General features: G+C 72.9%; 21 protein-coding genes. 10 read left to right on the top strand and 11 right to left on the bottom strand.

The window, feature by feature from the left end; genetic code table 11:
- The first annotated feature begins 49 nt into the window (after nt 1-49).
- The 5 genes from ACFW6B_RS28685 to ACFW6B_RS28665 all read left to right on the top strand — a co-directional run bounded on the left by ACFW6B_RS28685 (nt 50) and on the right by ACFW6B_RS28665 (nt 5,928).
- On the top strand, nt 50-1,456 hold the full coding sequence (locus ACFW6B_RS28685; RefSeq protein ID WP_386600322.1) for a multidrug effflux MFS transporter: 1,407 nt from the start codon (nt 50-52) through the stop codon (nt 1,454-1,456).
- Nucleotides 1,402-2,583, top strand: coding sequence for a serine hydrolase domain-containing protein (locus ACFW6B_RS28680; protein ID WP_386600320.1), 1,182 nt, complete (start codon nt 1,402-1,404; stop codon nt 2,581-2,583). The genes ACFW6B_RS28685 and ACFW6B_RS28680 overlap by 55 nt, the downstream gene beginning before the upstream one ends.
- 12 nt (nt 2,584-2,595) lie before the next feature.
- Nucleotides 2,596-3,591, top strand: a complete 996-nt coding sequence (locus ACFW6B_RS28675) for a small ribosomal subunit Rsm22 family protein (protein ID WP_386600319.1) — start codon at nt 2,596-2,598, stop codon at nt 3,589-3,591.
- Between the two features lie 208 nt (nt 3,592-3,799).
- Nucleotides 3,800-4,891 (top strand): IS630 family transposase, encoded by a 1,092-nt coding sequence (locus tag ACFW6B_RS28670; RefSeq protein WP_386600317.1) that lies wholly within the window; start codon nt 3,800-3,802, stop codon nt 4,889-4,891.
- Nucleotides 4,892-5,193: 302 nt separating this feature from the next.
- On the top strand, nt 5,194-5,928 hold the full coding sequence (locus ACFW6B_RS28665; RefSeq protein WP_386600315.1) for a bifunctional DNA primase/polymerase: 735 nt from the start codon (nt 5,194-5,196) through the stop codon (nt 5,926-5,928).
- Between the two features lie 49 nt (nt 5,929-5,977).
- On the opposite strand, the gene ACFW6B_RS28660 is transcribed toward ACFW6B_RS28665, so the two are convergent.
- From ACFW6B_RS28660 to ACFW6B_RS28635, 6 genes are all read right to left on the bottom strand, one after another.
- The gene (locus ACFW6B_RS28660) at nt 5,978-7,000 is read right to left on the bottom strand and encodes a hypothetical protein (protein ID WP_386600313.1); all 1,023 of its coding nucleotides are present in this window, start codon (nt 6,998-7,000) and stop codon (nt 5,978-5,980) included.
- Entirely contained in the window at nt 6,957-7,832 is an 876-nt protein-coding gene (gene efeU, locus ACFW6B_RS28655; RefSeq protein WP_386600311.1) for an iron uptake transporter permease EfeU, read from the bottom strand. The genes ACFW6B_RS28660 and efeU overlap by 44 nt, the downstream gene beginning before the upstream one ends.
- A 2-nt stretch (nt 7,833-7,834) precedes the next feature.
- Nucleotides 7,835-9,145 (bottom strand): iron uptake transporter deferrochelatase/peroxidase subunit, encoded by a 1,311-nt coding sequence (efeB, locus tag ACFW6B_RS28650; RefSeq protein ID WP_386600309.1) that lies wholly within the window; start codon nt 9,143-9,145, stop codon nt 7,835-7,837.
- 11 nt (nt 9,146-9,156) lie between these two features.
- The gene (gene efeO, locus ACFW6B_RS28645; RefSeq protein ID WP_386600307.1) at nt 9,157-10,305 is read right to left on the bottom strand and encodes an iron uptake system protein EfeO; all 1,149 of its coding nucleotides are present in this window, start codon (nt 10,303-10,305) and stop codon (nt 9,157-9,159) included.
- 178 nt (nt 10,306-10,483) lie between these two features.
- On the bottom strand, nt 10,484-11,326 hold the full coding sequence (locus ACFW6B_RS28640) for a heme ABC transporter ATP-binding protein (RefSeq protein ID WP_386600411.1): 843 nt from the start codon (nt 11,324-11,326) through the stop codon (nt 10,484-10,486).
- 89 nt (nt 11,327-11,415) lie between these two features.
- Entirely contained in the window at nt 11,416-12,528 is a 1,113-nt protein-coding gene (locus tag ACFW6B_RS28635; RefSeq protein ID WP_386600306.1) for a FecCD family ABC transporter permease, read from the bottom strand.
- 556 nt (nt 12,529-13,084) lie between these two features.
- Here ACFW6B_RS28635 and ACFW6B_RS28630 point away from each other — a divergent pair.
- The gene (locus ACFW6B_RS28630; RefSeq protein ID WP_386600304.1) at nt 13,085-13,729 is read left to right on the top strand and encodes a PhzF family phenazine biosynthesis protein; all 645 of its coding nucleotides are present in this window, start codon (nt 13,085-13,087) and stop codon (nt 13,727-13,729) included.
- Between the two features lie 180 nt (nt 13,730-13,909).
- Here ACFW6B_RS28630 and ACFW6B_RS28625 read toward each other — a convergent pair whose 3' ends face one another.
- Together ACFW6B_RS28625 and map are read right to left on the bottom strand one after the other, a co-directional pair.
- Complete coding sequence (locus ACFW6B_RS28625; protein WP_386600409.1) at nt 13,910-14,587, bottom strand: heme oxygenase (biliverdin-producing); 678 nt, start codon at nt 14,585-14,587, stop codon at nt 13,910-13,912.
- Nucleotides 14,588-14,808: 221 nt separating this feature from the next.
- Complete coding sequence (map, locus tag ACFW6B_RS28620; protein WP_386600303.1) at nt 14,809-15,666, bottom strand: type I methionyl aminopeptidase; 858 nt, start codon at nt 15,664-15,666, stop codon at nt 14,809-14,811.
- 58 nt (nt 15,667-15,724) lie between these two features.
- Between map and ACFW6B_RS28615 the strand changes: the two genes are divergently transcribed.
- Nucleotides 15,725-15,958: a hypothetical protein gene (locus ACFW6B_RS28615; protein ID WP_386600301.1), complete on the top strand. Its 234-nt coding sequence runs from the start codon at nt 15,725-15,727 to the stop codon at nt 15,956-15,958.
- 133 nt (nt 15,959-16,091) lie between these two features.
- Here ACFW6B_RS28615 and ACFW6B_RS28610 read toward each other — a convergent pair whose 3' ends face one another.
- Both ACFW6B_RS28610 and ACFW6B_RS28605 read right to left on the bottom strand, forming a co-directional pair.
- Entirely contained in the window at nt 16,092-17,408 is a 1,317-nt protein-coding gene (locus ACFW6B_RS28610) for an MFS transporter (protein ID WP_386600298.1), read from the bottom strand.
- A 95-nt stretch (nt 17,409-17,503) separates the two neighbouring features.
- A complete protein-coding gene (locus tag ACFW6B_RS28605; protein ID WP_386600296.1) occupies nt 17,504-18,106 on the bottom strand; it encodes a hypothetical protein in 603 nt (200 codons plus the stop codon).
- A gap of 114 nt (nt 18,107-18,220) precedes the next feature.
- Here ACFW6B_RS28605 and ACFW6B_RS28600 point away from each other — a divergent pair, with 114 nt between their 5' ends.
- The 3 genes from ACFW6B_RS28600 to ACFW6B_RS28590 all read left to right on the top strand — a co-directional run bounded on the left by ACFW6B_RS28600 (nt 18,221) and on the right by ACFW6B_RS28590 (nt 20,445).
- Nucleotides 18,221-19,396 (top strand): exo-alpha-sialidase, encoded by a 1,176-nt coding sequence (locus ACFW6B_RS28600; protein WP_386600294.1) that lies wholly within the window; start codon nt 18,221-18,223, stop codon nt 19,394-19,396.
- Between the two features lie 68 nt (nt 19,397-19,464).
- Nucleotides 19,465-20,169, top strand: a complete 705-nt coding sequence (gene npdG, locus ACFW6B_RS28595; RefSeq protein WP_386600291.1) for an NADPH-dependent F420 reductase — start codon at nt 19,465-19,467, stop codon at nt 20,167-20,169.
- Nucleotides 20,170-20,283: 114 nt separating this feature from the next.
- Entirely contained in the window at nt 20,284-20,445 is a 162-nt protein-coding gene (locus tag ACFW6B_RS28590) for a hypothetical protein (protein ID WP_386600289.1), read from the top strand.
- A 37-nt stretch (nt 20,446-20,482) separates the two neighbouring features.
- Here the strand turns inward: ACFW6B_RS28590 and ACFW6B_RS28585 are convergent, their stop codons facing one another.
- Complete coding sequence (locus ACFW6B_RS28585) at nt 20,483-21,280, bottom strand: site-2 protease family protein (protein WP_386600287.1); 798 nt, start codon at nt 21,278-21,280, stop codon at nt 20,483-20,485.

The following is a 21,280-nucleotide window of genomic DNA, read 5'->3' as shown; positions in this document are numbered from 1 at the left end:
CTGTTCGAACTGAGAGCATAGGGGCCGCATCTTTCGGAGAGGGGGGCACATGCCCGAGCGTGGCCGCACCGCGCGGGACCAGGAGGACCCGCGGGGGCGCATACCGGAGACGGGGACCCCGGGCACCGCGCCGACGGCCGCCCGGACGCCGACGGGCGACGAGGCGCTGGCCCCGGCGGCCGACGCGGCACCCGGTGCCGTACCGCGGCCGCGCACCGGAACCGGCGGCCCGCGCCGCACCGGACTCCTCGTCACCCTCGTCCTCGGCGGCCTCACCGCCACACCGCCGCTCGCGATGGACATGTACCTGCCCTCGCTGCCGGAGGTCACCGGCTCCCTGCACGCCCCGGCCGCCACCGTGCAGCTCACGCTCACCGCCTGCCTCGCGGGCATGGCGCTCGGCCAGCTCGTCGTCGGGCCCATGAGCGACAGATGGGGACGCCGGCGCCCGCTGCTCGCCGGCCTCGCCGTCTACGTCCTCGCCACCGCCCTGTGCGCCCTCGCGCCCGGCATCGGCCTCCTCGTCGCCTTCCGCCTCGTCCAGGGACTCGCGGGCGCGGCCGGGATCGTGATCGCCCGCGCGGTCGTCCGCGACCTGTACGACGGCGTGGCGATGGCCCGCTTCTTCTCCACCCTCATGCTGGTCTCCGGCGTCGCCCCGGTCGTCGCTCCGCTCATCGGCGGACAGATCCTGCGCTTCACCGACTGGCGGGGCGTGTTCGTGGTCCTCACCGCCGTCGGCATCGCGCTGTCGGCCCTCGTCTGGGCGAAACTGCCCGAGACCCTCGAACCCGCCGACCGGCACGGCGGCGGCGTCGGCGAGGCCCTGCGCGCCATGCGGCACCTGCTCGCCGACCGCGTCTTCACCGGGTACACGCTCACGGGCGGCTTCACCTTCGCGGCCCTCTTCGCCTACATCTCCGCCTCACCGTTCGTGATCCAGGACCTGTACGGCGCCTCCCCGCAGACCTTCGGCCTGCTCTTCGGCGTGAACTCCGTCGGCCTCGTGATCGCCGGGCAGATCAACGGGAAACTGCTGGTCGGCCGGGTCGCCCTCGAAAAGGTCCTCGCCACCGGGCTCGCCCTCGTCGTCCTCGCCGCGACCGCGCTGCTGATCATGTCCACCGGCGTCCTCGGCCGGGCCGGGCTCGCCCCGGTCGCCGCCGCGCTGTTCGTGCTGATGTCCGCCATGGGCCTCGCGATGCCGAACACGCAGGCCCTCGCCCTCATGCGGGTACGGCACGCGGCCGGTTCCGCCTCCGCGCTGCTCGGCACCTCCTCCTTCCTCATCGGCGCGGTCGCCTCACCGCTCGTCGGCATCGCCGGAGAGGACACCGCCGTCCCGATGGCCGTCGTCCAGCTCGCGGCCGCGCTGGTGGCCGTCGGCTGCTTCGCGGGACTGTGCCGTCCCTGGCGGACGGGACGCACTTCGAACGGAAAAGGGGCGGGGAACTGAGCGCGCCAAGACTGCGGAACGGCACGCCGGAACGCGCCGGACTCGACGCCGGTGAACTGCGCGGGCTCGTCGAGGAGGTCCGTGCCCTGACCCAGGGGCCCGACCCGTGGGCGGCGGGCGTCGTGGTGGTCGCGGGCCGGGGCCCGGTCGTCGCCGTCGAGGAGGCGGCGGGCTGGGCGGTCCGCTACGCGTCCCACGACGAGGAGAAGGACACCGGCGTCGAGCTGCCGCCGCACGCGCGCGTGCCCATGAGCGTGCACACGCCCTTCGACCTGGCCTCCCTCACCAAGCTGTTCACGGCGGTCGCCGCGGTGCAGCAGCTGGAGCGCGGCACGCTGGGCATAGATGCGCGCGTCGGCGCGTACCTGCCGGAGTTCCGCGCGGCCCGCGAACACGGCGTCACCGTACGGCAGCTCCTCACCCACACCTCCGGGCTGCGCCCCGAACTCCCGCTGTACGCATGCCGGGACGACGCGGCCCGGCTGGCGATGCTGCGGGCCGAGGCCCCCTCGTCGCGGCCGGGCGAGTACCGGTACTCCGACGTCAACATGCTCCTCCTGCAGTACGTGCTGGAACGCGTCACCGGCCGGGGGCTCGACGTCCTCGTCCGGGACGGCATCACCCGCCCGCTCGGGATGAACGCCACCGCCTTCGGACCCTGCCCCGGCGCGGCGGCGACGGAGGACCAGCGGCGCCCGTGGGCCAAGGCGGACCGGGGGATGCTGCGGGGCGTGGTGCACGACGAGAACGCCTGGGCGCTCGGCGGGGTGGCCGGGCACGCCGGGCTGTTCTCCACCGCGCGCGATCTGGCCGTGTTCTGCCGCACCCTGCTCGCGGGCGGTTCGTACGGCCCCGCCCGCATCCTCGGCCCCGACTTCGTCGAACTCCTCCTCACCCCGCCCGGCCTCGGGTTCGCCCTCGACCAGCCCTGGTTCATGGGCGCCCTCGCGGGCCGCGGCGCGGCCGGACACACCGGGTTCACCGGCACCTCCCTGGTCCTGGACCCGGAGACGGACACGTTCCTCGTCCTGCTCGCCAACACGGTCCACCCCCGGCGGCGCCCGCCGGACAACGCGCCCCGGGCGGCGGCGGCCACCCGGCTGCGGCGGGCGGTGCGCGGCACCTGAGAGAATCGGGCCGTGAACGCCCCCGTACCTCCCGCCGACATCCTGCGCAGCGCCCTCGCCGGACTCCTCGACGGTCTGCCGCCGAAGGCCGCCGCGCAGGCGGTCGACCGGCTGATCGCGAACTACCGGGGGACCACCCCGACCCACACCCCGGTCCTGCGGGACCGCTCGGACGTGGCCGCGTACGCCGCGTACCGGATGCCCGCGACCTTCGAGGCGGTGCGCGCGGCGCTGGAGGAGTTCGCGGACGCGGTGCCCGGCTGGACGCCGGGGAGCCATGTCGACGTCGGCGGCGGCACCGGCGCGGCCACCTGGGCGGTGAACGCGACCTGGGAGGGCACCCGTCCGGTGACCGTGCTCGACTGGGCCGAGCCGGCCCTCGCGCTCGGCCGGGAGATCGCCGCCGCCAACCCGGAACTGGCGGGCGCCGCGTGGCAGCGCTCTCGCATCGGAGCAGCGCTCACCATCGAGAGCACTGATCTCGTCACCGTTTCGTACGTCCTCGGCGAGCTCACCGAGGACGACCGCGCCTCGGTCGTGGACGCCGCCGCGAGCGCCGCGCGGGCCGTCGTGGTCATCGAGCCCGGCACCCCCGACGGCTACGCCCGGGTCCTCGCCGCCCGCGAGCGCCTGACCGGCGCCGGCTTCCACGTCGCCGCGCCCTGCCCGCACAGCGCGGCCTGCCCCATCGTCCCCGGCCGGGACTGGTGCCACTTCTCCGCGCGGGTCGCCCGCTCCTCCCTGCACCGCCAGGTCAAGGGCGGCTCCCTGCCGTACGAGGACGAGAAGTTCAGCTACGTCGCCGCGACCCGCTTCGAGCCCGTCCCGGCGCCCTCGCGCGTCGTGCGCAAGCCGCAGATCCGCAAGGGGCAGGTCCTGCTCGACCTGTGCGAGCCGGACGAGACGCTGCGCCGGGAGACGGTGACCAAGCGCCACGGACCGCTGTACAAGGCGGCCCGCGACGCCGAATGGGGCGACGCCTGGCCCCCGCCCGAGGACGCCTCCTAGGGCCTGTCTGACAATTCGCGTCTGCCCGGCGACGCCATGCACGCACTCTCGCCGCACCGGCCCCAGACCCGAGTACATCCAGTACGCAGGCCTGGGGCCGGCACACCGAGAGCACGCACCTGACGCCGCCGGGCCGCCCTCCGGGCGGCGACGCGAATTGTCAGACAGGCCCTAGTGACCTGAGTCAGAGATTCGTCGTTAGTCGGGCATGAGTCGTCCGGGTCCGAGGATTCCGCCGTTGTCGGTCACTGATGCCCAGCGGGCGGTGCTGGAGGGCTGGTTGCGTCGCCGAACGACGGCCCAGGCCTTGGCTCAGCGGTCGCGGATCGTGCTGGAGTGCGCCGAGGGCCACTCGATCATGGAAGTGTCGCGCCGGCTGCGGATCGCTCCGGACACGGTCCGCACCTGGCGGCGGCGCTTCATCGAGCGGGGCCTGGACGGCCTGTGCGACGATCCGCGGCCCGGCGTCCCCCGGAAGATCACCGATGCCGACGTCGAGCGGGTCATCGTCAAGACGCTCGAGGAGACACCGAAGAACGCGACCCACTGGTCGACGAGGTCGATGGCCGCGGCCACGGGGATGTCGCAGTCGACCATCTCGCGGATCTGGCGGGCGTTCGCCCTGGCCCCGCACCGCTCACAGACCTTCAAGCTGTCCACCGACCCGTTGTTCATCGACAAGGTCCGCGATGTCGTCGGCCTCTACCTGGACCCGCCGGAGAAGGCCCTGGTGTTGTGTGTGGACGAGAAGTCGCAGATCCAGGCCCTGGACCGGTCCCAGCCCGTCCTGCCGATGATGCCCGGCGTTCCCGAACGCCGCAGCCACGACTACGTCCGCGCCGGCACCACGACCCTCTTCGCCGCCCTGGAAGTCGCCACCGGCAAGGTGATCGGCTCGATCCACCGCCGCCACCGGGCCGTGGAGTTCAAGAAGTTCCTGGCCAAGCTCGACAAGGAGGTGCCGGCTGGGCTCGATGTCCACCTCATCCTGGACAACTACGTCACTCACAAGACACCCGCCATCAAGAAGTGGCTGCTGGCACACCCACGGTTCCACCTGCACTTCACGCCGACCAGTGCGTCCTGGCTGAACCTGGTCGAGCGGTGGTTCGCCGAGCTGACCCAGAAGAAGCTCAAGCGCGGCGTCCACCGCTCCGTCCAAGCCCTCGAACGCGACATCCGGGCCTGGCTCGCCGACTGGAACGAGCACCCCAGACCGTTCGTCTGGACGAAAACAGCAGACGAGATCCTCGACAAAGTCGCCGCCTACTGCCACCGAATCTCTGACTCAGGTCACTAGACCGCCTCCCGGTCTCGTCCCGCGCGGCCGTCATCCCGTCCGGGCGGACCGTCCGGGTGGGACCGTCCGAGTGGGATCGGTCTCGTCCGGCTACGCGGGCGCGCCGTCCGACTACGCCCCGCACGGGTCCGGCCTCCGCCAGGGGCACGGCAAATCACCCCTCATCGCGCGATAACGCCCGATCGGGACCCGGCGGGAGGGCCGCCCCGGCCGGTGCGCTTGCCGGCTCCGGCCACCCGGGGCCCAGGATGGTGGGACGATGGGACGAGGACGAATCGCACTACGGCGAGGCGAGGGGATAGATGAGCGCAGAGTTCGGCCGCCGCTCCGGTACGTGGGGCAAAATCTCGACGTGGCTGCGCGGAGGCCGGCCGAAAGCCCCGACGGAGACGTCCGCCGACGGCCGTGAGGCCCTGCTGCTCGCCGCCGCCGCCGCGGGACTGCCGCTCGCGCAGGCCGCGTACCCCTCCGACTACCGGTGCTCCTGCGACCGGGTCGGCTGCCCCACCCCCGCGCGCCACCCCGTCTCCTTCGCCTGGCAGACGCAGTCGACGACCGACCGCGCCCAGATCGAGCGCTGGGCCCGTCACCAGCCGAAGGCGAACTTCATCACCGCGACCGGCATGGTGCACGACGTCCTGGACGTGCCGCTGGACGCGGGCCGCGAGGCGCTGGAGCGCCTGCTCGCCTCCGACATCGCGGTCGGACCCGTCGCGGAGAGCGGCGACGGACGCATGCTCTTCTTCACCCTCACCCGCGGCACGCCCGAGGACGAGGACGAGTGGTGGCCCTGCGAACTGGACTGCCGCCCCGAGACGATGGACGAACACCCCGGCTTCCGCTGGCACTGCCGCGGCTCGTACGTCCTCGTGCCGCCGGCCCGCCTCCCCGGCGGTCTGGGCGTCGACTGGGTGCGCGGCCCCGAGCATCCGCTGCCGGACCCGCTCACGCTCCTGGAGACCCTGACCGACGAATGCGCCCGTTACGCGGGGGAGAACGGCGCGGACCAGCTCGCGGCCTGGCCCCACCGGGGCTGAGGACCCGTCCGGACCGAGGACCGGCCCGGGGCGCGGGTGCGCGCCGGGCTCACTCGCCCTTGGCGCCCGTCAGCCCCTCGACCCGTCCGAGGACGGACACCTGCCCCCGGCCCGAGCCCTTCGGCGGGTCCAGGACGACCTGGTTGGAGACGAACTCCAGGGTCAGGGACCGGTTGATCTCGCCGGTCGTCAGGGCCCGCACCTCCGCGCTCGGGGAGGGGATCGCGGTGCCCGCGGCGGCGGTCTCCTTCTCGAAGCGGCGCGTGGCGAAGAACACCAGCGCCCCGCCGTCCGTGGTGCGCAGCCCCACCGGCGCGTAGTCGCCCGAGGTCAGCGGCTGGTCCATGTACTGCCGGGCGAGTCCGGGACGGCTGGCGAACTTCTCGCGCTGGGCCCGCCACTGCGAGGTGTGGACGCCCGGGGCGAAGGTGTCGCCGCCGGTTCTCAGATAGGCCGCGTACGACCGGCCGAGCTCGCGCGGCTCGACGGCGAGCGCCGCGTCGTCGGCGGTGACGGGCCGCGCCCAGCCGTCCTCGTCCTTCGCGAACTCGGGTACGTCACCGGCCCCGAGGACCGTCAGGTAGGAAGCCTGCCACGGCTCACGGGCGTCGTTCCGGGTGAAGACGAGCAGCCAGCGGCTGCCCGGCACGCCCTTGTTGGCGGTCGCGTCCGCGACGAACCAGCGGGGCCAGCCCGCCTTCGCGGGGATCGAGAACCCGGCGTCGTCGAACCTCAGCGCCGAATGCCGGGGATTCCCGCCCGGCTGGACGACGCGTCCGGCCTTCAGCCTGGCGCCGTCGATGTCCGCGAGCGGACCGGTCACCCGGTCCGCGTCCGCGGAACGGTCGTACGCCGCGTCCGCCTTGTTGTAGGCGGCGGTGAAGTCCTCCAGCGCGCGGGCGGCCTCGGCGCGGGTGGTGGTGGGCACGACCTCGCGCTCGCCGTGCACCACCACGCAGCCGCCCGCCGACGCCACCAGCGCGGACACCGTCGCCGCCGCCAGGGCGAGACGGCCGAGACGGCCGAGGCTACGAGGCCTTCGAGGGCTGCGACCCGTGCGATCCCTGCTCATCAGGTGCCTTCACCTTCTTCTTCCCGGAGGCGAACCCTACCGGGGCGAGGAAGATCGCGAGCGTGGGGACCAAGTACAGCGCCCACACCGTGACCTGAAGGACCGTCGGGTCGGGCTGGAAGTTGAAGACGCCCTTCAGCAGGGTGCCGTACCAGCTCGCCGGGTCGATCGTGCCGCTGATGTCGAAGGCCAGGTTCGTCAGGCCCGGGACGAAGTCGGCCTCCTGCAGGTCGTGGACGCCGTACGCGAGCACGCCCGCGGCGACGACGACCAGCATGCCGCCGGTCCAGGTGAAGAACTTGGCGAGGTTGATCCTCAGCGCGCCGCGGTAGAACAGCCAGCCGAGCAGGACCGCGGTGGCCAGGCCCAGCGCCACGCCGACCAGCGGGCGGGGGGTGCCGTCGCTGGCCGCGTGCACCGACGCCCACACGAACAGGGCCGTCTCCAGGCCCTCCCGGCCGACCGCCAGGAACGCGGTCGCCACCAGCGCGCCCGTTCCCATGGCGAGCGCCGCGTCCAGCTTGCCGTGCAGCTCGGACTTCAGGTGCCGGGCGGTGCGCCGCATCCAGAAGACCATCCACGTCACCAGGCCCACGGCGAGGATCGACAGCGAACCGCCGAGCGCCTCCTGGGCCTCGAACGTCATCTCCTGGGAGCCGAACTCCAGCGCGCAGCCGAAGCCGAGTGCCACCGTGATCGCGACACCGATGCCGGCCCATATCGGCTTCAGGGCGTCCCTGCGCTCCGTCTTCACCAGGTAGGCGATGAGGATGCAGACGACGAGGCTGGCCTCCAGGCCCTCGCGCAGGCCGATCAGATAGTTGCCGAACACGGTCACGCCTCCTTGGAGAACAGCGCCCGGCCCCACCAGTCGTCCTCGTCCCGGACGCCGGGCGGAACGGCGAAGACCGCCGAACCCACGTGCTGGATGTACTCGTTGAGCGCGTCGGTGCGCGACAGGTTGCGCTGCAGGGGGATGAACCCCTTGCGCACGTCCCGCTGGTAGGCGAGGAAGAACAGGCCCGCCTCCAGGCGGCCGAGGCCGTCCGTGCCGTCCGTGAAGGAGTAGCCGCGGCGCAGGATCGTCACTCCGCCGTTGGAGTCGGGGTGCGCGAGCCGGACGTGCGCGTCGGGCTTCATCGCCTTGAGGAACGGCTCGTCGCGCTCCTTGGCCTTGCCGACGGGGGCGCCCTCGCCCTTGTCGCGGCCGAAGATGTCCTCCTGCTCCTGCAGGGAGGTGCGGTCCCACGTCTCGATGTTCATCCGGATGCGCCGGGCGACGAGGTAGGAACCGCCGTTCATCCAGGCGGCGTCCGGGCCGTTGTCCTTCTCGTCGGCCCACACGAACTTCTTCAGCCGCTCGGTCTCGGTGCCCGCGATGTTGCGGGTGCCGTCCTTGAAGCCCATCAGGTTGCGCGGGGTCTGCGCGTCCGGGGTCGTCGACGACGTCTTGCCGAAGCCGAGCTGCGACCAGCGGATGGCGACCTTGCCGAAGCCGATCCGGGCCAGGTTGCGGATGGCGTGCACCGCGACCTGCGGGTCGTCCGCGCAGGCCTGGATGCACAGGTCGCCGTCGCTGCGGGCCCTGTCCAGGTTGTCGCCCGGGAACTTCGGCAGCTCGACGAGCGCCTCCGGCCTGCGGTCCGCCAGGCCGAACTTCTCGAACAGGGAGGGACCGAAGCCGATCGTCAGCGTCAGCCGGGAGGGCTTGAGCCCCAGGGCCTCACCGGTGTCGTCCGGCGGCGCCTCGGCCAGACCGCCGTAGGCGCCCTCGCCGACCGCGTGTCCCGCGGTCATCCGGGCGGCCGCCCGCGTCCAGTCCTTGAGGAGCTGGACGAAGGCGTCGCGGTCGTCCGTCTTCACGTCGAACGCGGCGAAGTGCAGCCGGTCCTGCACCGCCGTCGCGATGCCCGCCTGGTGCGCGCCGTGGAAGGCGATGCCGGCACCGGCCGCGGCGGCGGCCGGCTCGACGTCGTTGCCGGTACGGGTCATCGCGACGGCGCCGCCGGCCGCGGCGGCGCCGAGCGCGAGCCCGGCACCGCCCCAGCCGATCAGCGAACGCCGGGTCGGTGCGGGGCCGGTGGCCCCGGCGCGCGCGGCGCCGGTGCCGTCCGTGTCGACCGTGCTGTCCTGGGGGTCCGTCATGGCTGTCGCTCCTACTTCACGACGGCGGCGGCGAGCTTGGACAGGGGCTCGGCGAGCGCGTTGACCGCGTCCGAGAGCTCCTTGCGGTCGGCCTCGCCGACCTTGTCGTACGAGGTGAAGTCGTACGAGTTCTTGTCCGCGCGGTACTTGTCGAGCAGCGTGTTCAGCGCGGTGAACTGCTTGTCGAGTTCCGCCGTCAGCGCCGCGTCGTTCTCCGAGGCGACCGGCTTGAGCAGCTCGTACGCCTTCTGCGCGCCCTCGACGTTGCCCTTGAAGTCGCTGAGGTCGGTGTGCGAGTAACGGTCCTCCTCACCGGTGACCTTGCCGCTGGCGACCTCGTCGAGCAGTTCCTTGGCGCCGTTGGCCATGGAGGTCGGGGTGATCTCGGCCTTGCCGACGCGCTTCTGCCAGTCGGTCAGGTCGGTGATCAGCTTGTCGGCGAGCTCCTTCTCGCGGTCCCCGATCTTCTTGTCCTTCCAGAGGGACTTCTCCAGGCGGTGCCAGCCGGTCCAGTCCGTGGCCGGGTCCTGGCCGTCCTCCAGGCCGTCCTCGCGGACGTCGACCTTCGGGTCGATGTCGCCGAAGGACTCGGCGACGGGCTCGGTGCGCTCCCAGCCGAGGCGCGAGGTGGCGAACTCCTTCTTCGCGGCCTCGACGTCGCCGGCCTTGACGGCCTCGGCGAACGCCTTGGCCTTCGGCAGCGTGGCGTCGGCCTGCTCCTGCACGTACTCGCGGTAGGCGGCGACCGCCTTGTCGAGGCGCGGGTCGCGCTTGGCGACCTTGCCGCCGGTGGCCTTGACCTCCTCGCGGATGCCCTTGCCCTTCATCCCGGGCTTGCAGGCGATCGTGTACGCGCCGGCCTTCACCTCCGCGACGACCCGCTGCTTGGTGCCGGGACCTATGTTCTCGCGCTCGCTGACGATCCGGTCGTCCGGGAACAGCAGGTAGACCTCGGTGACCTTGGAGCCCTTGTTCTCGATGTCGAGCTGGACGCGCCCGGCGGGGAACTCCTTCTTGGACACCTTGCACGTGGTGTCGGTGGCCGTCACCTGGATGGCATCGCCGTTCTTCGCGTCGCTCTTCTCGGTGCAACCCGTGACGGCGGCCAGTGCGGCCGCGGTGGCGGCGGCGGTGACAACGGACAGTCGGACGGCTCGCATGCAGGCTCCAAGAGAAGTCGGACAAGCCGCACGGCGGGGCCCGTCCGGCATGGTGAGGCTGGCCTAACTTATCTGAGGCTTGCCTGACTGATACCCGCCCATACGGTGATTCAGCTCTCACAGGGGCCGCACAGAAACGGCTTGATCACGGTGTCTCAAAACAAACTCCACGAAACGGTCAAGGCGAGGTCAAGGGAACTGTTTCGTCGCGTTTGGGGGTGATCAGCGTGGCACCGGTCCTGGGGTGCGGGAACACCTCGACCGGCTGTCGGTAGACCTCGCTCAGCAGAGCGTCGGTGAACACCTCGGCCGGCCGGCCGAGGGCCGAGACGCGACCGGCGCACAGGATCGCGACCCGGTGCGCGTAAGCCGCCGCCAGCCCCAGGTCGTGCAGCACCACGACCACCGCGTCACCGGCGTGCGCCCTTTCCCGGCACACCCGCAGCACCGACTCCTGGTGCCGCAGGTCGAGCGCGGCGGTCGGCTCGTCGAGCAGCAGCAGCGGCGCGCGCTGCGCGAGCACCCGCGCGAGGGCCACCCGGGCGCGCTCCCCGCCGCTGAGCGCGGTGAACGAGCGCGCCGCGAAGGCGGTGACCTCGGTGGCCGCCATGGCCGCGGCGACCGCCGTGTCGTCGTCCCGCGGGCTGTGGGCCCAGGGTGCCCGGCCCATGCGGACGACCTCCTCCACGGTGAAGGGGAAGGAGAGCGCCGTCGTCTGGGGCAGTACGGCCCGGCGCAGGGCGAGTTCGGCCGGTGACCAGTCCCGCGCGGGCCGCCCGTGAAGACGTACGACCCCTTCCGCGGCGGGCAGATCGGCCGCCAGCGCGGCCAGGAGGGTCGACTTTCCCGCCCCGTTGGGCCCGACCAGCGCGAGCACCTCGCCCGCGCGGGCGGTGACGTCGACACCGCGCAGCACCTCCCGGTCGCCGAGCCGGACCCGCAGGCCCGCGGCCTCGGCGAGCACGTCGCCGGGGGCGGGCGCGGACGGCGGCACGGGCCGCGCCGTGCGCGGGAGCCGCAGCCGTCCCGCGGCGCGCGCGAGCAGCGGGCCGGCGGGCGTGCGCGCGGCTCCCGGGAGCGTGCGCCGGGTGTCGTCGCTTCCGGTGGGTCTCATGCCCAGCCTCCTTGCCTGCGGCGGGTCCTGCGCAGCAGCCAGAGGAAGAACGGGCTGCCCAGCAGGGCGGTGAGGACGCCGAGCGGGAGCTCGGCGGGCTGCGCGGCCGTCCGGGCGGCGAGGTCGGCCGCGAGCAGCACGGCGGCGCCGCCGAGCGCGCTGGCGGGGATCAGGAAGCGGTGTCCGGGCCCGGCCGCCATGCGCAGCAGATGCGGTACGACGAGGCCGACGAAGCCGATGATCCCGCAGACGCTGACGGCCGCCGCGGTGAGCAGCGCGATGACCAGCACGAGGACGAGCCGCAGCCGTTCGACGTCGACGCCCAGGTGCCGGGCCGGCCGTTCGCCGAGGGACAGCAGGTCGAGCCGGCGGGCGTACAGCGGTGCCAGGACCAGGCCGACGGCGGCGCAGGGCAGGACCGCGAGGACCTTCGGCCAGGTCGCCTGGGCGAGCGATCCGAGCTGCCAGAAGGTGATCTGGCTGATGGCGGCGGAGTCGGCGAAGAACAGGAACAGTCCGATCAGGGCGCCGGTGAAGGCGTTCAGGGCGATCCCGGTGAGGATCAGGGTGACGACCTCGGCGCGGCCGCCGGAGCGGGACATGGCGTAGACGAGCAGGACGGTGGCCAGACCCGTGACGAAGGCGGTGGCCGGGACGGTGAAGGTGCCGAGGAAGTCGAGGCCGAGCGCGATGGCGGCGACCGCGCCGACCGCCGCGCCCGACGAGACGCCGATGACCCCGGGTTCGGCCAGCGGGTTGCCGAACACGCCCTGCATGAGGGCGCCCGCGCAGCCCAGTGAGCCGCCGACGAGCAGCGCGAGCACGATGCGCGGGAAGCGCACGTCCCACAGGACCGACTCCGGGACCCGGTCCAGCGCGGCGCCCCCGAGACCGGCGCGGTGCGCGACGGAGGCGAGCACGTCGCCGGTGGGTATCGGATACGCGCCGAGACCCGCGGCCACGGGGACCAGGACGAGCAGGGCGGCGAGCAGTGCGCCGGTCAGGAGCCAGGGGGTGCCGCGTACCCGCCCGCGCACGGGAACGGCGGCGGTCCCGCCGGTGTCCGGTCCGGCGGGTGCCCCGGATGCCGGACGGTCGAGGGCGGTCATCGGGCGTCCCCGCGCAACTGCCGTACCGGCGACTTCGGTACCCGGTCCGTGCGCGGCCCGTGGAGGCCGCCGGACGGCGGGACGAGCCGGCCGGTCTCCTCGACGGCCGTCCGCTTCCCGCCGTACGGCCGCACGGTGACGGGGAGTCGGGGCGCCCCGGGGGAGTCCAGGGGCCCTCCGCGGCCGGTGCCGTCCGATCCGCTCGTCCGGGCCGGTCGTGTGCGCAAGCGTTGCACTGTCCCGTTGTTCCTCTCGGTCTTCTTCCAGCACGTGGACCAACAGTTTAGGTTAGCCTTACCTAATCGGTCAGGAATTCTTCGGCGACTTCTGCGACTTCTGCGACTTCTGCGCCGAGGGTGCCGAACCCGCTCCGGTCGGCCTCTCGGCGGCACCGGGCGACGGCACCCAACTGCCGGGCGGCGACGGCGGTCCGGGCTCCGGACCGGCCCCGGACCGCCCGCCTCCGGCACCGTTCCCGATGGCCAGGGAGCTTTCGGAGGCGGGTGGTCCGGTCTTGTGGGTCACCGACGAGGCGGATGAGTGTTTGAATGCCGTAGTGACTGACTACGACGTGCTGCGGGTCTTCTGCGGACCAGGCGGCGGGTATGGCAATGAGCTCGGTGTCGTGCGCGAGGGCTCGGTGATGCCGGACCGCGCCGATCGGCAGGAGTTCGCCGCGAAGCTCGGCTTCAGCGAGACCGTCTTCGTCGACGACCCCGAGCGCGGGATCATCGACATCTACACCCCCTCGCAGCGGCTGCCGTTCGCCGGACACCCGTGCGTCGGGGTGGGCTGGCTGCTCGACGTGCCCGAACTGGTCACGCCCGCCGGTGTGGTGGGGGTCCGGCTGGACGGGGAGTTCAGCTGGATCGAGGCGCGGGCCGAGTGGGCGCCGCCGAGGACGCTCCGGCGGCACGGGACCGCGGCCGAGGTCGACGCGCTGGCCGTGCCGCCGTCGGGGGAGTGGATCTACGCCTGGGCCTGGGAGGACGAGGCCGCCGGCCGGGTGCGGGCCCGGGCCTTCCCCGGCCGCAACGACGGCATCGAGGAGGACGAGGCCACCGGGGCGGCGGCGCTGCTGCTGACCCAGCAGCTCGGCCGGGCCCTCAACATCACCCAGGGCGTCGGTTCGCAGATCCTCACCGCGCCGCAGCCGAACGACTGGGTGGAGGTGGGCGGCCGGGTCCGCCTGGAACGCTGAGACCGCCCTTCAGGGGGTCACCCGGGAACGCCGGGCCCCCTGAAGGGGCGCGAGGAACTGCGCGACCGGCCCCCACCGTCCCGCGGCCGCGCGAACCGGTCGACTCCCCGGACGGGGCGGCCCCTCCGGGCGCCCCGCGCCCGGAGTCCGGAGCCCCGCACCCGCGCCAGGGGCGACAGTTCACGCGCTCAGCGGGAACTCCTCGCCGAGGGCCCTGAACACCCCGGTGTTCAGGGCGAACGCACGCTTGCACTCCGCCACGATCCGCTGCTTCTCCAGGTCGTCGGCCCGGACCCCGTCCAGCAGCTCGCGGTAACCCCGCTTGAACGCGGCCGGGTTGGCGATGTCCTCGAAGACGTAGAAGCGGACCCCGTCGCCCTTGCGGCTGAAGCCCCACGTCCGCTCCGCCTTGTCACGGATGATCTGGCCGCCGGAGAGGTCGCCCAGATAACGCGTGTAGTGGTGGGCGACATAGCCGGCCGGCCACTCGCGGGCGCACTCGGCGACCCGGTCCGCGTACGCGCGGGTCGCGGGCAGCGCGCTGAGCGTGTCCCGCCAACCCGGTCCACGCAGATGGGCGAGGTCGCGCTCCAGGGCGGTGCGGCGCAGCAGCTCGGGTCGCAGGAACGGCCCGGCCACCGGATCGCCGGCCAGCCGCTCGGCGTCCGCCTCCAGCGCCTCGTACACGAACCACAGCTGCTCGGTGTAGCGCGCGTACGCCTCGACGCCGAGCCGGCCGCCGAGCAGGTCGCTCATGAACGTCGAGGTCTCCGCCTCGGTGTGCTGTTCGTGCGACGCGGTGCGGATGAGCGTCGAGAAGGGTGTGCCCGCCGGGGCCGTGGTGTCCGGCGCGCTCATCGTGTCCGACGTGTCCGACGCGTTCATGGGGCCTCCGGGGGCCGATGAGGTGGGGTGAGAGCCGTTGCGAGCAGTCGAATCTTCTATGGTTAGGCTTACCTAAGTCAATAGCCTTCCCGACGTCCTGTCGGTAAAACCGTACCCCGATCGGCGGCCGTGCCCACATGCAAGAACCCGCCCTGTGGACAGGGCGGGTTCGGTGGTCCGGGAACTCCCGGGGGTCACGGCAGGGTGAGGATCTCCGCACCGCTCGCGGTGACGACGAGGGTGTGCTCGAACTGGGCCGTGCGCCTGCGGTCCTTCGTCACGACGGTCCACCCGTCGTCCCACATGTCGTAGTCGTGCGTGCCGAGCGTGAGCATGGGCTCGATCGTGAACGTCATCCCGGGCTGCATGACGGTCGTCGCGTGCGGGTTGTCGTAGTGCGGAATGATCAGGCCGGAGTGGAACGAGGAGTTGATCCCGTGCCCGGTGAAGTCACGGACGACCCCGTATCCGAAGCGCTTCGCGTACGACTCGATGACCCGCCCGATGATGTTGATCTGGCGTCCCGGCCTGACCGCCTTGATCGCGCGGTCCAGCGACTCCCGGGTCCGCTCCACGAGGAGCCTCGACTCGTCGTCGACGTCGCCGACCAGGTAGGTCGCGTTGTTGTCGCCGTGCACACCGCCGATGTACGCCGTCACGTCGAGGTTCACGATGTCGCCGTCGCGCAGCACCGTGGAGTCGGGGATGCCGTGGCAGATGACCTCGTTGACCGAGGTGCACAGCGACTTGGGGAAGCCGCGGTAGCCGAGGGTCGACGGGTAGGCGCCGTGGTCGCACATGTAGGCGTGCGCCACCCGGTCCAGCTCGTCCGTCGTCACGCCCGGCGCGATGAGCTTCGCGGCCTCGGCCATCGCCTGCGCGGCGATCCGTCCGGCGACGCGCATCGCCTCGATCGTCTCGGGCGTCTGCACCTCCGGTCCGGTGTACGGCGTGGGGGCGGGCTTCCCCACGTACTCGGGACGCCTGATGTTCCCCGGCACGGGACGGGTGGGAGAGAGCTCCCCTGGTACGAGCAGCGACTGGCCAGACATGGCAGCGAGTCTAACCAGCGGGCATGGGGGAACATGTCCCTTGCGAAAGGAGCTGGTGATGGCCCTGTTCAAGAAGCGGACGGCCGGCAAGCCCGGCGAGTGGTTCTACTGCCTGGAGCACAAGAAGGTCGAGGAGGGCCCCGAGTGCCCCGCCAAGGACCGCTTCGGTCCGTACGCCACCCGCGAGGAGGCCACGCACGCGATGGACCTCGCGCGGGAGCGGAACCTCGAATGGGAGACGGACCCGAAGTGGCACGACGCGTCGGGCAGGGCCCCGGGCGCCGAGGACTGAGCCGCCGCGCCCCGGGGCCCGCGCCGGGCCCGGGGCACGGACCGGCGGGTGCTCCCGTCCAGGAGACCCCGCGCCGGACACCGGGGAGTTCCCGTCCGGGAGACCCCGCGCCGGACACCGGGGGAGTTCCCGTTCAGGAGGCCGTCACCGGCGGGACCGGCGGTGTGCTCCCGGCCCGCGCCGACCGCATCCGCAGCGCGTGCTCGTTCGTCCGGTCGTCGTACGACATCAGCTTCGGGAGGCCGGCGGCCAGCAGCCCCACCGCCGCGACGCAGAGCGCGCCGCCCGCCCACACCGACGTCCGTACGCCCGTCAGCGCGGCCATGCCCCCGGAGCGCACCTGGCCGAGCTGGGGTCCGACGGAGTACGACAGCAGCTCGATCCCGGCGAGCCGTCCGCGCAGCTCGTCCGGGATCGTCCGGTTCCAGATGGCGGCGCGGAAGATCCCGCTGACCATGTCGCAGGCGCCCGCGAGGACGAGGAACAGCAGGACCAGCCGGACGTCGCGCACCAGACCGGCGCCCGCCACCGCGAGCCCCCAGCAGGCCGCCGAGAGCGCCACCATCCGCCCGTGCCGGTGCACCCGAGAGGTCCAGCCGCTGGTGAGGCTGACGAGCAGCGAACCGGCGGGGACGCTCGCGTACATCAGCCCCAGCGACCAGTCGGCGTGCAGTTCGTCCGCGAGGAACGGCAGCACCGCGAGCGGCATCGCGAAGAACATCGCCGCCAGGTCGACCGCGTACGTACCCAGGAGTTCCTTGCGGCTCCACGCGTAGCGCGCGCCCTCGGCGACGGAGCGCAGCGACGGTCTCGCCGCCTCGTGAGAGGCCGGTGCGGGGGCGATCCCCGCCATCAGGGCCACCGACGCGGCGAAGGTCACCAGGTCGACGGCGTAGGCCCAGCCCAGTCCGGCGTACGCCACGACGACACCCGCCAGGGCCGGGCCGGCGACGCCGCCCACCGTCCAGCGCAGCGAGTTGAGCGCGCCCGCGGCCGTCAGGTGTTCGTGCGCCACGATCCGCGGGGTGAGCGAGTCCATCGCGGGGCGCTGCACCGAGCCGAGCGCGGCGGAGAGCGCCGCGACCACGTACAGGGGCCACACGGCGGGGTGCGGCACCGTCGCGTCGACGAGCAGGACCACGCACAGCAGGCCCTGCCCGGCCTCCGTCCAGAGGATCAGCTTCCGCTTGTCCAGGGCGTCGGCGAGGGCCCCGCCGTACAGCCCGAAGACCACCAGCGGGACCAGTTCCACGGCGCCGATCGCGCCGACCGCCGCCGCGGAGCCGGTGAGCTCCTTCATCTGCACGGGCAGCGCGACGAACGTCAGGAAGCTCCCGAAGTTGGTGACGAGCCCCGCCACCCACAGCCGGCGGAAGTCGGGGGAGGTCCGCCAGGGCGCGAGATCGGGCAGCAGGGCGCGCGGACGGGAGGGGGGAGGCTCATCCTTCACGGAGGGTCATGCTCGGCGGCCCGGTGGCACGGGGCAACCGGTTTACGGGCCCGGGGCCCGGCGAACCCGCCGGGCGCACCGGGAGGCCGTGGCCGCTACCACCGGTACGACGGCGGGGCCGTGAGCCGGTCCGCGAGGCGGGACAGGCGGTCGCGGAAGCGCCGGCGGCCCCGCGGCGACGGCAGAGCGTTCTCCCCGGCCGCCGCGCTGACCAGGTGCTGCACGGTGTCGAGGTCGAGCTCGGGGTCCGGGAGCACCGCGAGCGACTCGTGGGCCAGCGCCGGCAGCTCGCCCTCCCCGCGGGACAGGGCCAGTACCGTCGCCCCGGCCCGCCGGGCGTCGTGCACCCGCTCCAGCAGCGCGTCCCCGGGCGCGTCCGGCGCCACCACGAGCAGCGTCTCCCCGCGCCGGGCCGCCTCGATGCGTCCGAGGCCCACCGCCAGGTGAGCCGGGTCGGACTCCCGCGCCCCGTGCCGCACCAGCGTCGGCGACAGCTCCGGCGTCCCCGACCAGGCCGCCTCGTCCACCAGGTGCGCCGCGAGGTGCCAGGGCTCGTACGCCTCGGAACCGACCAGCAGCAGGCCGCCGCCGTGCGACACCACGGACCCCCGCAGCGTCCCCCCGAACCGCCGTGTCGCACCCAGCCATTCGGTCCCGGCAAGCACTTCGCGCAGCAATGCGACCCGTACGGCATCCATGGCCGCATCCTGCCGCAACGGACCACTCGTGACCCGGAGTTCACCACGAATTCGCCCGAGTCGGGCAGAAGTCCGCACTGACGACCCCACAGCGACCGCGACAGGGAGCCGGCCATGACACAGCCGAGCGCAGCGACCGGCACCGGAACGGACGGGACGACGGGCACCGGGACGGGACCGGAGACGGCCGCGGAGGCGGGCACACGGGCGGGCACCGGCACGGCGGTCAGCGTGCCCTTCCGTGCCGGGCGCGAGGGCTACGCGAGCTTCCGGATCCCCGCCGTCGTCGCCACCCGGACCGGCACCCTGCTGGCCTTCTGCGAGGGCCGGGTCGGCTCCGCCAAGGACCACGGGCACATCGACATCGTGCTCAAGCGGTCCGCGGACGGCGGCCGGACCTGGGGCCCGCTCCAGATCGTCGCGAACAACGGGACCGACCTCGCGGGCAACCCCGCCCCCGTCACCCTCGACACCGGCCGCGTCCTGCTCGTCCACGTCCGCAGCGCCGCCTCGGCCACCGAGGACGCCCTGCTGCGCGGCAAGGTGAAGGCGGCCGACGGGCGGCGCGCATGGGTCCAGCACAGCGACGACGAGGGACGCACCTGGTCGGCGCCCAGGGAGATCACCGCGCAGGTGAAGAAGGCGGGCTGGCGCTGGTACGCCACCACACCGGGGCACGCCCTCCAGCTCGGCTCCGGCCGGGTCGTGGTCCCCGGAAACCACACCCTGCCGCCCACCGGCACCGACAACGGCACCGAGGCGAAGTACAACAGCGGGCACTGTCTGCTCAGCGACGACCGGGGAGCGACCTGGTACCTCGGCTACCTCGACGAGAACACCGACGGATACGTCAACGTCAACGAGACCACCGCGGCCGAACTCCCCGACGGCCGCGTCTACTTCAACACCCGCAACGACTCCCCCTCGCCCGGCAACCGCGCCGACGCCCACTCCCTGGACGGCGGCAGGACCCTGGTCAGGCCCTTCCGCCCGCAGGCCGGCCTCGTCACCCCGGTCGTCCAGGGCAGCGTGCTCCAGCTCCGCGACCCCGACCTGCTCCTGTACTCCGGGCCCGCGGACCCGCAGTTCCGCGCCCTGATGACGGTCCGCGCCTCGGCCGACGGCGGCACCACCTGGCGGTCCGCGCACACGGTGGACGGACTGCCCGCCGCCTACTCCGACCTGGTCCGCGTCGACACGGAGACGGTCGGACTCCTCTACGAGACGGGCGACTTCGGCGCGTACGAGACGATCACCTTCCGGCGCGTCCCCGTGACCGCCCTCGGGTGACCGTCCTCACCCGGGATGCTCCGCCGCCCCGGGCGCCCCGCCGTGGCCCGCGCACGTAAAGTCGGCCCATGACCTCTACTGACAGTGCACAGAAGGCCCCCGCCAAGGACCCCTGGGACCTGCCCGACGTGTCCGGCCTCGTCGTCGGCGTGCTCGGCGGCACCGGTCCGCAGGGCAAGGGCCTGGCCTACCGCCTCGCCAGGGCGGGACAGAAGGTGATCATCGGCTCGCGCGCCGCCGACCGCGCGCTGGCCGCGGCCGAGGAACTCGGCAACGGTGTCGAGGGAGCCGACAACGCCGAGACCGCGCGGCGCAGCGACATCGTCATCGTCGCCGTGCCGTGGGAGGGCCACGGCAAGACCCTCGAATCGCTGCGCGAGGAACTGGCCGGGAAGCTGGTCGTCGACTGCGTCAACCCGCTCGGCTTCGACAAGCAGGGCGCCTACGCGCTGAAGCCGGAGGAGGGCAGCGCCGCGCAGCAGGCCGCCGCCCTGCTGCCCGGCTCCCGGGTCACCGCCGCCTTCCACCACCTCTCCGCCGTGCTGCTCGCGGACCCGGAGATCGAGGAGATCGACACCGACGTGATGGTCCTCGGCGAGGAGCGGGCCGACGTCGAGATCGTCCAGGCCCTCGCGGGCCGCATCCCCGGCATGCGGGGCGTGTTCTCCGGCCGCCTGCGCAACGCCCACCAGGTCGAGGCCCTGGTCGCCAACCTGATCTCGGTGAACCGCCGCTACAAGGCACACGCGGGCCTGCGGGTCACGGACGTATAGGTCGGGTCACGGACGCACGGGCCGGGTGGCGGACGCACGGGCCGGGTGGCGGACGCACGGGCCGGGTGGGGGACACTGGTCGCGAAGCAGTGTCCCCCGACAGGAGCCGACCCCATGCCACGCCTCGCTCTCTACGCCCTCGCCGTCTGTGTCCTCTCCGTGGCCGCGGCCGTCGTCTCGTTCGTCCAGGGAAGCTGGCTGGGCATCGTGTGGGTGCTGCTGGCGGGCCTGTCGTCGAACATGACCTGGTACTACCTGCGGCGCGGCAGGGCGTAGCCGCCGGCCGGGACACCGGCCGCCGGCACCCGTCCGGTCACGACCGCAGGCAGATGTCGTTGTCCGACTCCCAGAAGCGGTAGAGCCACTGTCCGCAGTCGGCGTCCCGGCCGTCGATGCCGAGACCGCCCAGGACCGTGTCGATCAGGTGGAAGAACTCGCGGTTCACCGACGGGATCCACAGCAGCGCGAACACCGCGAGCAGGCCGAACGGCGCGAACGGCTCGACCTGGCGGCGGACGCCGTACGACAGCCAGGGCTCGATCACGCCGTAGCCGTCCAGGCCCGGGACCGGCAGGGAGTTCAGGATCGCGGCCGTGACCTGGAGCAGCGCGAGGAACGCCAGCGCGTAGCGGAAGGCGGGCGGGACGCCGTCCAGGGCGTGCAGCCAGAACGGCGCCGTGCACACGACGGCGAACAGCACGTTCGTCAGCGGGCCCGCCGCCGAGATCAGGCTGTGCTTCCAGCGGCCCTGGATGCGGCCCCGCTCGATGAAGACCGCACCGCCCGGCAGACCGATCCCGCCCATGATCACGAAGAGCACGGGCAGGACGATGCTCAGCAGGGCGTGGGTGTACTTCAGCGGGTCCAGCGTCAGATAGCCCTTGGCGCCGACCGAGATGTCCCCGCTGTGCAGGGCGGTGCGCGCGTGCGCGTACTCGTGCAGGCACAGCGAGACGATCCAGGCCGCCGTCACGAACAGGAAGACGGCCACGCCGGGCTGCTCGGCGAACCCGCTCCACACCGCCCAGCCGGTCACGCCCATGACGGCCACGATGCCGACGAAGACGGGGCTGATCCTCCGGTCGCTGCGGCGGGTCGCTGCGGTGGCCAT

Source organism: Streptomyces sp. NPDC058751 (genome assembly GCF_042746485.1).
Taxonomy (GTDB): Bacteria; Actinomycetota; Actinomycetes; order Streptomycetales; family Streptomycetaceae; genus Streptomyces.
The sequence above is the reverse complement of the archived record's forward strand: the minus strand, read 5'-3'. Positions and strand labels throughout refer to the sequence as shown.